Here is a 9523-nt window from a genome sequence, read left to right as displayed (position 1 = left end):
ACATCCTAGAGAATTCCGGCCTCCCCATCGTTAGCGCCGACGATCTGGGCGACGCGGCGAAGAAGATCGTGGCCGAGATCAATAGGGTCAAGGAGCCAGCATGTCCATCCTCGTAAACAAGAACACCAAGGTCATCACCCAAGGGATGACCGGCGATACCGGCACTTTCCACACGCAGCAGGCGCTCGATTATGGGACGCAGATGGTTGCGGGGGTGACGCCGGGCAAAGGCGGCACGACGCATATCGGTCTGCCGAACTTCAATACGGTGAAAGAAGCCAAGGCCGAAACCGGTGCAACCGCTTCGTGCATCTACGTGCCGCCGCCCTTCGCCGCCGACGCGATCTGCGAGGCGATCGATGCCGAGATGGAACTCATCGTCGCTATTACCGAAGGTATTCCGGTGCTCGACATGGTGCGAGTGAAAGCCGCGCTCGAAGGGTCCAAGTCGCGCCTCATCGGTCCGAATTGCCCCGGCGTGCTGACACCCGGCGAGTGCAAGATCGGCATCATGCCCGGTTCGATCTTCAAGAAGGGCAGCGTCGGCGTCGTCTCTCGCTCCGGTACGCTGACCTATGAAGCTGTCCACCAGACCACGCAGGTCGGCCTCGGTCAGACCACGGCGGTCGGCATCGGCGGCGACCCGGTCAACGGCACGAATTTCATCGACGTGCTCGATCTCTTCCTGAACGACGACGCGACCAAGTCGATCATCATGATCGGCGAAATCGGTGGCAGCGCGGAAGAAGAAGCGGCCGCCTTCATCAAGGAACAGGCTGCCAAGGGTCGCCGCAAGCCGATGGTCGGCTTTATTGCAGGCCGCACGGCGCCTCCGGGCCGCCGCATGGGCCATGCCGGCGCTATCGTTTCGGGCGGCCAGGGCGGCGCGGATGACAAGATCGCGGCGATGGAAGATGCGGGCATTCGTGTCTCGCCTTCGCCGAGCGAGCTCGGCACCACGCTCGACGCGATGCTGAAGGAAATGGCCTGACCGACGATCGAAGTCCCGTACACTGTTGAGAATTGGAGAAACTGGATGTCCGAGCAGTATGACGTCGTGATAGTGGGAGCGGGTCATGCGGGTGCGCAGGCGGCGATCAGTCTTAGGCAGAATGGCTTCGAAGGTACTATTGTCATCTTCGGACGGGAAGAAGTGCTGCCCTACGAACGACCGCCTTTGTCGAAAGAGTACATGTCCCGCGAGAAGGAATTCGAGCGTATCCAGCTCCGCCCAGCTAAGTTTTGGGCCGAAAAGAAGATAGCGCTGGAGCTCGGCTGCGAAATCGTAGGCATCGATCCGGTAGCCAGGACCGTATTACTTTCTGATGGTGAGACGGTGGGGTATTGCAAGCTGATCTGGGCGGGAGGCGGATCGCCCCGTAAGCTTGGATGCCCAGGCTCTCAGCTTAGGGGAGTCCATGCAGTTAGAACCAAAGCAGACGTTGATCGCATCATGGCCGCTTTGGACGTTGGGCAAAAGAAGGTTGGTGTTATTGGCGGTGGCTATATCGGCCTTGAAGCTGCCGCTGTCCTGCGCAAGCTCGGTCACGAGGTTACACTGCTCGAAGCTCTCCCCAGGGTGCTGGCTCGCGTTGCTGGAGAGCAGGTCTCGCAATTCTACACAATGGAGCACCGCAAGCACGGCGTTGATGTAAGGCTGTCTGCTGCAGTCGACGCGCTTGAGGGGGCCGATGGATGGGCATCGGGCATCCGCCTTGTGGACGGCGATCTTGTCTCATGCGACCTGGTCATAGTCGGCATCGGCATTTTGCCCGATATCGACGCTCTCGCAGATGCCGGGGCAATTTGCGAGAATGGGGTCCGGGTAGACTCATATTGCCGCACTTCGCTACCCGACATCTACGCCGTCGGCGATTGTGCACAGCACGAAAATTTATTCGCCGATGGCGCGATCATTCGTCTGGAGTCGGTCCAGAACGCCAATGATATGGCCGCAACCGCCGCGAAGCACATCTGTGACAAGGACGAGACGTATTCCGCGCTCCCATGGTTCTGGTCTAACCAGTTCGATCTAAAATTACAGACCGCAGGCCTTTCGATTGGCTACGATCAAACGGTTCTACGTGGCAGCATGGCCGACCGCAGCTTTTCGGTGATCTACCTCAAAGCAGACCGTGTGATCGCGCTCGACTGCGTTAACGCCATGAAAGACTATGTGCAGGGCCGGAAGCTCGTCGAAGCGCGCGCCGTCCTCTGCCCGGAAGACTTAGGCGATACCTCGCGACAATTGAAAGAGTTGCTCTAGCTCTCTGGCGTTTGCCTTCCCATCGAGGTGTAGCAGCAGGAGATCTGCGATGACCCCGTTAAATCGTGCAATTAATAGGCGATCTCCGCTGCTGAGTAACGGCGCAATCTCAACTCGTCTTTAGTACGGGACAATCCATCTGAAAGTTAAGAGAGCGCGGGTATTTCTGGCTTTGATGGAATCAGGCGATATTTCACCCGCGAATTCCATCCGAGGAAAAGATTCTGGTGCTAGGGCAGCGTCTTGTTCAAACCCTTCACGGCGAGATACCTCTAAAAGGTCCCAATTCCACGTTAGAGGTCGGGTCCTGCCTGAGGATTCGAACAGAAGTTACCGACGAGGGGCAGGGGAGGCACTACCTTTTCAATCCTGGGGTGACCGTTTTGCGCCCCAGTTTCGGAACTTACCGAAGCCTACGTTCTACCCGCAAAGCTGCCGTTCGTTCATACTCGAGCTAGAAGCCGGTAGTAGCTGCAATCTTAGTTGCGAACATCAGCTGTCGTATGTTCGTGGCCCGCGCCTCGCCGGTCGATGCACCACGCAGCGCTTTCACGGTCGAGAAGCCTGTCGACATGCCGAACCATTTCCGAGACCGGCAAGTCGATGCTACCGCCGTGGCCAGCGAAAACTCGTGTGAAGCCCAGATCCCGCAGGGATGTGATTGATGCAATCTGTCGGTTCCAGTCGAACCGACAGTAGCGCCTGTATCCACGCAGCTGCTCTTTGCGATGATCCCAAGCGAGGGTATCGCCCGTAAAAAGAGTATTTCCGTTAGTCAGATAAACGACACTCCCGCGTGTGTGACCCGGAACCGGAATGATCCTTATTGCGGAATCGGGCGAGGCGAGATCATCGTCGCGGATAATTCGGTTAGCGAAGGGTGCGGCATCGGCATCCGCCTCGTGGATCCACACATCGGCGTCGAAATGCTCGGCGTAGCGTTTGCTGTCGCCGATATCGTCGCGATGGGTCAGGAGCACATGATCGAGACCGCCGCGGTCCTTCATCCATTGTGCGAGCTGGATCGACCATCCCGGTCCGTCGACGAGGAAATTGATCGCGCCCGCATGACCGAAATAGGAATGGGCGCCATAGGAGCCCCTCGTATTGTGGCCCATGCGGAAATATCCCGCGATCTCTTCAGGAAATAGCGCTCCCGGTTTGGGCGTGTCTGGGGGCGGTCTGACGGCGCCAACCGGACACAGCTGCGCTGCTTTCCATGCCGCCTCCAACTCCGCCGGGATTTCGGGCTGCTTGGCAAAGACCGATTGACCGTTTCTTTCGATAAGCAGGTCGGGGGCGACCGAGCGCGATGCCATGCAATTGATGCACCGTTTCGCAACGGACCACTCGGCGGTCTTTCCCTCGCGCTGGATCGGGCTGTTCGACATCGTCACGATCTACCGCCTTCTCTCAGTGGAACGTCGCACCGCCATCGATCACCATGATCTGGCCGGTGACGAATTCCGCCGCGTCGCTGGCGAGGAATACGCAAGCTCCGGTGAGGTCGTCGGGTCGTTCTTCCCGGCGTATTGCCCTTGATGCGACCACGCCGTCGCGCATTTGCTGCGAGAACGCCTCATTACTCTCGATCCCCTCGGTGATAGTAAGGCCGGGCGCGAGCGCATTGACCGTCACGCCATCCTGACCCACTTCCATCGCCATCGAGCGGGTGAGCGAAACGATCGCGCCCTTGCTGGCAATGTAGTGCAGCATGTTGGGCACGCCGATGAAGGCCGTGCCCGAAGTTAGATTGATGATCCGCCCCCAGCCCGACTGACGCATATGGCCGATGACCGCGCGAGAGCACAGGAACTGGCTGAGGACGTTGGTCTGCAGCACGCGTGCGAATTCTTCCGGCGGTATCGTGTCGAAGGGCTGCAGTTCCAGCGAACCAGCAACCGCTGCATTGTTGACGAGGATATCGACCCCGCCTGTTTCCACTTCGATGCGGGACACACACCGTTCGACGCTATCGGCATCGGCGACATCGCATTGAAGGCGCTGGATGCCCGTGTCGGGCTCGCTGTCCCACGACAGGTCGGCGCCGTAGACCCGATGGCCATCAATTGTGAGGGCTTTGGCGAGGGCGGCTCCGATGCCGGTGGCGGCGCCGGTGACGAGTGCGGTCTTGGTACGAGAGGCGATAGCGCAAGCTCCTGTTTGTTCGCGTTATGGTGGCGATCCGCTGAACGCCACGCTAAGATATACTTAGTTTGCCTAACTAACTAGGGGCGGTTTTGTGCCGAAGAATGTCACCCAAGCCCGTTTCGAGCGGTATTCGCTCATCGCCCAGCAGTTCGGCGCACGGACGGTCGTGTTCCAGCAGGCCGCGGCGCGACTGCTAGACCTCAACGTCACGCAGCTCGAATGCTTGCAGCTAATCCGCCACCTGGGCCCGCTGACCGCTTCCGATCTGGCGCGTGAGATCGGCATCACGCAGGCTTCGATCAGTGCAGTCGTGGCCAAGCTGATCGAGCGCAAGCTTATCGCAAAACAGCCATCTCCCAAGGATAAGCGAATTCGGCTCCTGCGACTTACGGATGGCTCGGCCGACTTCGTCGATGCAATCTACGACAAGCACGTTGCGCGCATGAAAGCCATCATCGGCGGCATCTCGGACGCCGAACTCGATATCGCGCTTGGGTTCATGCAGGTTGTCGAACAGGAGATGAAGCTGACTGCGATTGAATTGAACAGAAGCGCAAGCGCTCGCGCGAGCTGCCAAGCCGAATAGCGAAAACGATGGGCGCGACGGTATTCGACCAGTCGCCGAGTTATTGTCTGCCCGTCTTGGAAAAGCAGTCCTGATCAGGCCCATCTGCCGAGCAATTCCTTCCCCCGGCGCCGCTGCGCATTTCAAACGATGCAATGGGTCCAACGGTCGCAATTGCCACGCTTCAAGCGGAGCAGAAGCTGGCAGACACGCATTCTAATAGACAATGTACTGCCATCTTGACAATATGCGGTCGAATGGGCACATCACTGTCATGAACACTTCGGCAAACACATTGATCGGCGGTCGCACTGCGCTCGGCAATGCGCTGACGGCCTTGGTTCTGGACATATTCCGCCTGAATGGAGAGCTTTTATCGACCGGCGACGCGCTTGTTCAGGATTTGGGCCTTACCAGCGCGCGCTGGCAGGTCTTGGGGGCCATCGCGCGGTCGCCCATGCCGGCACCGGTAGCGCATCTGGCACGTGCGATGGGACTGACCCGGCAAGCAGTGCAGAGGGTAGTCGACGATCTGCGTGCAGCAGGTTTCGTTCGCCTCGAAACCAACCCGAACCATCAGCGCGCAATGCTGGTCGTTATGACCGATCAGGGCGCGGATACGTATCGAAGGGCGAGCGAACGCCAGCTTCGATGGGTCGAACAGCTGGCATCCGGCCTGTCGCCCGACGCGGTGGAGACCGCGGCCGATCTCGTGAAGACACTGCGGCAGCGCCTTTCACCACCTGAGGCTTCAGAGGAATGACTGACCCGAAGCTCGGACCCCCATATTTCCGCAAAGGAGCATTATAATGTCAAACCGCCTCAAGACCTTCGACCACATCGGCGTCGTCGTGCAGGATCTGGAAGAGAGCATCGCCTGGTATGCGAAGCATCTGGGCTTCGAGCATCAAAGCGGGTTCGAATTTCCGGGCGCCAAGGTAGCGTTCATTGCACGCGGCAGTCTCCGCCTGGAATTGTTCCAGATAGAGGGCGCGTCGCCAATGGCCACCGAACGGAAGGAGGCCGTAAGCAATCTGTCGATCGGAGGCATCAACCATTTCGCCATCGTAGTCGATGATCTGGATAAGACCGTCGCCGAGCTACAGGCTGACGGGGTTGAACTGGCCTACACCGTAAATGATGTGCCCGACGGCAGCGGCGATCGCTGGACTTTCATCAGGGACAATGAAGGTATGTTGATCGAACTATATCAACCTGCAAGCTAGAACGGGTTGCGATTTTCCAGTTGCTGAAATTGGAGAGATGGAAGGACACGACGAAGCTTGGTATTGAGGCTTTACGCAGAATTTGCCGAGCCTTGATCTTTTTCCAGAAGGTCTGCTCTTCCATTCTTGCTAGCTAGAACCGGACAGGCAGCAATCGGCTCAGAAGTCGTCGCTCGAAACTTGCGGTTCAAATGCCCGCTATGGGCCGGTAGCTGACTGTCCGGTTCCGGGTCCAATCGCGGCAAAGCCGGCAGCTCACTTTTTGGCGGTTCGTACTCCCTGTCGAACGCCTCAAATTGGAGTGGAAATCAGACCACCGCTTCAGCCTTTTTTCCCACAAAAGAAGTCTGTCTTAACTCGGACAATAAGACACGATACCTACTCCTTATGAAGAGTGGCATTATGCTTCGTCAGCTCTCGCAGCCAATCGATAGCGGATGACGTCGGCGAAAGTTTTCGCTTCAAGCTTTACCATCACATTAGCTCGATAAGTCTCAACCGTGCGAGGACTGATCCCAAGCGTACGAGCAATTTCCTTATTACGTGAACCGTCAACCAACAGATCGACGACTTCGAGTTCTCGTGTCGTCAGTCTACGCAGAGCAGCGTGCGCCTTCACTGAGTCGCGCCGGGTGGCATTCGACCGCTCGCCATGGGACGCCGCACGCTCCAATGCGACCTTCAGGGCTTCAGTTCCAATCGTCGGAGCGAGATAATCGACAACCCCGGCTCGCAGGGCCTCAACGATACGTGTAACTTTCACGTCCGATGCAGCCGCAATGACCGGGCACCAGATACCATTGATCGCCATACCGCTAAGCAACGCCGCGGCGCCGTTCTGATCGATAATATCCTCGGCAAGTATTATGCCATGGCTTGGGCCGAGGTGGAGTATTTCATCATAGGAGCTATAAACTTCAGCATGATGGCCAAGGGAAAATACCGTACGAGCAAGCTCAGCTCGTGTATCGCTGGTTTCCGCGACCACATGCACAGTCTCCTTCGTCTCCATCACAAAAAATCCCAAACCCGCCAAACCCATCGACACTCATTTAAATCCATCACAGCGAAGCGCCCTTTGCCATGCTGAATATTTGTCCGCGCGCGACGATTACGTGATCGAGCAGATTGATTCCAAGAGAAGCCGTCACACCACGAATATGCTCGGTCGCCACGTGATCCTGCTCGCTCGGCATGGCGGAACCCGAAGGATGGTTGTGAGCCAGCACCATTCCTCGCGCTCCCACCTCAAGAGCTCGTGCAATAAGCAGCCGAACCGGGAATTCGGCCGCGCTCTCCGATCCCATCGCCAGAATTTCGGTCGCGAGGAAGCCGTTGGCCTCGTCCAGAAATATAGCCAACACCGTTTCGGTTGGGCGCGAACCAATTGTCGAAGCAAGGTAGCGGCGGAACTGGTTTGATCGGATAACGATTGGCTCTCCGACAAGCGTTGCTCGCGAAGCGAAATCTGAAAACTCCCGGGCGGCGATAAGGTAATCACCCACCGCGGGGCTTTCCTTCAGAGCATCCCGAATTGCTTGCGGTGATGCACTCAATAGGCGCGCAGGCGAACCAAATTGTTCTATCAGCCGCTTGGCCGCTACTTCGGCCGCATTTCCCGCGAAGGGTCGAAGGACTTTCGCCAGCTCGGGTATGATCCCAAGCGTTTCACTCGTCGCATGTGGGCGATCAGCCCCCAAGCCTGCGACCCCATCATGAAATAAAATGGAAGAACGTTGAGTAGCGCATAAGCAAAGGGCGCCTGTGCCTTGGCTATCTCGTTCACAAAATGCATCATCGTGGCAGTGATCTGAAACCCAGCTATCCAGATCGGGTAGCCGCGGTTCGCCTGTATGGCGATGAAGATCAGTGATGTTAGAGCTACGCTGTCGATCGCCACATACACAGCATTGGTCTCGAAGAATCCGCCCATGAACGTGTCCGGCAGGCTGGAGAACTGCAACAGGCGATAGATCCACGTAATTATCGTCATGCCAAGCAGCACGAGGGCAGTCGCGCGCTCCGGCGCTGCCCCGCGCCGCCATGAGACGATCGTCAACACAATGACCGCCAGCACCTGTATCGTGCCTCGGTTCTGCCATAGAAACATCGTGCGAAGATTGAGGCATCATGGCGGCGCGGTCAATCAGGCTGCTTGAACGGCTGAGACGGTGGCGGTCGCGGTCGCGGGCGGGCAGTCGCCATTGAAGTCCGGCACCATTACGATACGGTCGTCATTAAGTGAGCGAAGTTCGCCGTGAACCCGCGCGATCTGACCGCTGGCTTGAGTAACGAGCTGAGACGCCTCTACGAGCCGGCGCATCGTCGCTTGGCCCGTCGTAGCGCCGATTTCCGGAAAAGAGCGGGCCTGCGCGCAACTGGCGGTTAGGGCGGCGACTTTTGCGATCGCATCGTTGAGAGCGGTTTCGGCTTCTTGAACCTCGCGCTGGATGCGCTGGCCAAGGATTGGCAGTGTAAGCATGATAAGACGTCCCTTCGTACCAGCCCTTTTCGAAGGGGCTGGCATTGCACGGGGAGCCGATCAGGACGGGGGTGTAGCTATGGCGGTGATAGCCCAACGCGCAATGATCAAGACGGCGATCAAAGCAGGAATTGCCATCGCGACTTTGAACATCAGCAACCACCGCCGCAGGGTTTCATCCCGATCGTCGAGTGCTCCAGGGCCAACTCGAAAGGTATCGCTTTCCCATGGCGCCGAATGCCGCATTGGCATGGCGTCGGAAACCGAAACCTGATCGGGAAAAGCCCCGCCGCTTTCCTTGCCGACATCGGGTGTATTCGGGACTTCAAGTTTCTGCCCTGCAGGTTTTCTACAGGTCTCGACGAGCCTTTCGTGCCAATCATGCAAGCCGGCGAGATCGTTTACGCCGAGGCGCTGTTTGATGTTGGCGATATGCTGATTGACACGACCTTCCGATATACCGAGCTCATCCGCGATGAGCTTCGCGGACCTGCGGCGGGCCGATAGCTCAAGCACTTCGCGCTGCCGCTTGGTCAGCGCGGTAGCCGCAATTTTGTCGGCGTATTCGGTTTCAGGTTGCGTCGGGATCAGGCACCTCGGGTGAGCAAAGGTTTGCCGCACGATTGAGAAGCGCGGCGACCGCGTCAAGGTCGAGAGCTTCGGCACGCTCGATCAGGTCGACAATCTCGTGTCCAAGGAAAACAACAGCGGCGCGGACGCACGCTTCTTCGTCGTCATGCACGCTTCGCGGCTCCATGGTTCCTCCCTGACGATTAACCCCCTACGTGTAAGAACTCATATACCAATTTGATGGTTAGCATAAGCTTAAGTTA

General features: G+C 57.8%; 13 protein-coding genes. 5 read left to right on the top strand and 8 right to left on the bottom strand.

Annotation, left to right across the window (positions count from 1 at the left end):
- The first annotated feature begins 100 nt into the window (after positions 1-100).
- Both sucD and E3U23_RS14035 read left to right on the top strand, forming a co-directional pair.
- Entirely contained in the window at positions 101-991 is an 891-nt protein-coding gene (sucD, locus tag E3U23_RS14040) for a succinate--CoA ligase subunit alpha (protein WP_279351925.1), read from the top strand.
- A 45-nt stretch (positions 992-1036) separates the two neighbouring features.
- Positions 1037-2266, top strand: a complete 1230-nt coding sequence (locus tag E3U23_RS14035) for an NAD(P)/FAD-dependent oxidoreductase (RefSeq protein ID WP_279351924.1) — start codon at positions 1037-1039, stop codon at positions 2264-2266.
- Between the two features lie 479 nt (positions 2267-2745).
- On the opposite strand, the gene E3U23_RS14030 is transcribed toward E3U23_RS14035, so the two are convergent.
- Together E3U23_RS14030 and E3U23_RS14025 are read right to left on the bottom strand one after the other, a co-directional pair.
- Positions 2746-3657: a 4Fe-4S domain-containing protein gene (locus tag E3U23_RS14030; protein WP_279351929.1), complete on the bottom strand. Its 912-nt coding sequence runs from the start codon at positions 3655-3657 to the stop codon at positions 2746-2748.
- Between the two features lie 22 nt (positions 3658-3679).
- Positions 3680-4414 (bottom strand): SDR family NAD(P)-dependent oxidoreductase, encoded by a 735-nt coding sequence (locus tag E3U23_RS14025; protein ID WP_279351928.1) that lies wholly within the window; start codon positions 4412-4414, stop codon positions 3680-3682.
- A gap of 94 nt (positions 4415-4508) precedes the next feature.
- Here E3U23_RS14025 and E3U23_RS14020 point away from each other — a divergent pair, with 94 nt between their 5' ends.
- The 3 genes from E3U23_RS14020 to E3U23_RS14010 all read left to right on the top strand — a co-directional run bounded on the left by E3U23_RS14020 (position 4509) and on the right by E3U23_RS14010 (position 6208).
- Positions 4509-5003 (top strand): MarR family winged helix-turn-helix transcriptional regulator, encoded by a 495-nt coding sequence (locus tag E3U23_RS14020; RefSeq protein WP_279351923.1) that lies wholly within the window; start codon positions 4509-4511, stop codon positions 5001-5003.
- 253 nt (positions 5004-5256) lie between these two features.
- Positions 5257-5745, top strand: a complete 489-nt coding sequence (locus E3U23_RS14015) for a MarR family winged helix-turn-helix transcriptional regulator (protein WP_279351922.1) — start codon at positions 5257-5259, stop codon at positions 5743-5745.
- 46 nt (positions 5746-5791) lie between these two features.
- Positions 5792-6208, top strand: a complete 417-nt coding sequence (locus E3U23_RS14010; protein ID WP_279351921.1) for a VOC family protein — start codon at positions 5792-5794, stop codon at positions 6206-6208.
- A 400-nt stretch (positions 6209-6608) separates the two neighbouring features.
- On the opposite strand, the gene E3U23_RS14005 is transcribed toward E3U23_RS14010, so the two are convergent.
- The 6 genes from E3U23_RS14005 to E3U23_RS13980 form a co-directional block, all read right to left on the bottom strand.
- Positions 6609-7250, bottom strand: coding sequence for a response regulator transcription factor (locus E3U23_RS14005; RefSeq protein WP_279351920.1), 642 nt, complete (start codon positions 7248-7250; stop codon positions 6609-6611).
- 19 nt (positions 7251-7269) lie between these two features.
- On the bottom strand, positions 7270-7713 hold the full coding sequence (locus tag E3U23_RS14000; RefSeq protein WP_279351919.1) for a JAB domain-containing protein: 444 nt from the start codon (positions 7711-7713) through the stop codon (positions 7270-7272).
- A 95-nt stretch (positions 7714-7808) separates the two neighbouring features.
- Positions 7809-8318 carry a hypothetical protein gene (locus tag E3U23_RS13995; protein WP_279351918.1) on the bottom strand — a complete coding sequence of 170 codons (510 nt, stop codon included), beginning with the start codon at positions 8316-8318 and terminating at the stop codon, positions 7809-7811.
- 36 nt (positions 8319-8354) lie between these two features.
- Positions 8355-8690 (bottom strand): hypothetical protein, encoded by a 336-nt coding sequence (locus tag E3U23_RS13990; protein ID WP_279351917.1) that lies wholly within the window; start codon positions 8688-8690, stop codon positions 8355-8357.
- A gap of 60 nt (positions 8691-8750) precedes the next feature.
- Positions 8751-9311 (bottom strand): response regulator transcription factor, encoded by a 561-nt coding sequence (locus tag E3U23_RS13985; protein ID WP_279351916.1) that lies wholly within the window; start codon positions 9309-9311, stop codon positions 8751-8753.
- Positions 9262-9447 (bottom strand): hypothetical protein, encoded by a 186-nt coding sequence (locus tag E3U23_RS13980; protein WP_279351915.1) that lies wholly within the window; start codon positions 9445-9447, stop codon positions 9262-9264. Before E3U23_RS13980 ends, E3U23_RS13985 begins: the two co-directional genes overlap by 50 nt.
- Positions 9448-9523 lie beyond the last annotated feature (76 nt).

Source organism: Erythrobacter litoralis, from assembly GCF_029760855.1.
GTDB lineage: Bacteria > Pseudomonadota > Alphaproteobacteria > Sphingomonadales > Sphingomonadaceae > Qipengyuania > Qipengyuania litoralis_A.
The sequence above is the reverse complement of the archived record's forward strand: the minus strand, read 5'-3'. Positions and strand labels throughout refer to the sequence as shown.

Excerpts from the sequence above, each read along its gene's own strand:
- sucD (WP_279351925.1), top strand. The coding sequence starts at position 101 with ATGTCCATCCTCGTAAACAAGAACACCAAGGTCATCACCCAAGGGATG.
- E3U23_RS14035 (WP_279351924.1), top strand. The coding sequence starts at position 1,037 with ATGTCCGAGCAGTATGACGTCGTGATAGTGGGAGCGGGTCATGCGGGT.
- E3U23_RS14030 (WP_279351929.1), bottom strand. The coding sequence starts at position 3,657 with ATGTCGAACAGCCCGATCCAGCGCGAGGGAAAGACCGCCGAGTGGTCC.
- E3U23_RS14015 (WP_279351922.1), top strand. The coding sequence starts at position 5,257 with ATGAACACTTCGGCAAACACATTGATCGGCGGTCGCACTGCGCTCGGC.
- E3U23_RS14010 (WP_279351921.1), top strand. The coding sequence starts at position 5,792 with ATGTCAAACCGCCTCAAGACCTTCGACCACATCGGCGTCGTCGTGCAG.
- E3U23_RS14005 (WP_279351920.1), bottom strand. The coding sequence starts at position 7,250 with ATGGGTTTGGCGGGTTTGGGATTTTTTGTGATGGAGACGAAGGAGACT.
- E3U23_RS13995 (WP_279351918.1), bottom strand. The coding sequence starts at position 8,318 with ATGTTTCTATGGCAGAACCGAGGCACGATACAGGTGCTGGCGGTCATT.
- E3U23_RS13990 (WP_279351917.1), bottom strand. The coding sequence starts at position 8,690 with ATGCTTACACTGCCAATCCTTGGCCAGCGCATCCAGCGCGAGGTTCAA.
- E3U23_RS13980 (WP_279351915.1), bottom strand. The coding sequence starts at position 9,447 with ATGGAGCCGCGAAGCGTGCATGACGACGAAGAAGCGTGCGTCCGCGCC.